At 67.4% G+C, this 261-nt stretch carries 1 protein-coding gene; it reads right to left on the bottom strand.

Annotated features, from left to right (window positions below; all coding sequences use genetic code 11):
* Positions 1-261 (bottom strand): UbiA prenyltransferase family protein (locus SB773_RS32690; RefSeq protein WP_410594556.1); only part of this gene is annotated, 261 nt, incomplete at both ends.

The following is a 261-nucleotide window of genomic DNA, read 5'->3' as shown; positions in this document are numbered from 1 at the left end:
CGACACCCCACAGGAAGAACGCCAGGAGCACCAGCCAGAGCCCTGGCGTGAACACCGCACCGGCGAGGACCAGGCCGTACACCGCGGGGCTCACGAAGTGGATGCTGGAGGTGGCGGAGTCGAGGAACGGGATCTCCTTGAAGCGGAGCCCCTTCACCGAGTACGCGACCACCGCGAACAGGGAGACCGCGAGGACCAGCCAGGAGAGCGGCGAGCCGACGATCACCAGGTAGACGACGAACGGCAGCGTGGAGACGACCG

Origin of the sequence: Bacillus sp. SIMBA_074, from assembly GCF_046534555.1 — a bacterium.
Taxonomy (GTDB): domain Bacteria; phylum Bacillota; class Bacilli; order Bacillales; family Bacillaceae_G; genus Bacillus_A; species Bacillus_A mycoides.
Note: the sequence above shows the minus strand (reverse complement) of the source record. Positions and strands in the feature narration are given on the sequence as shown.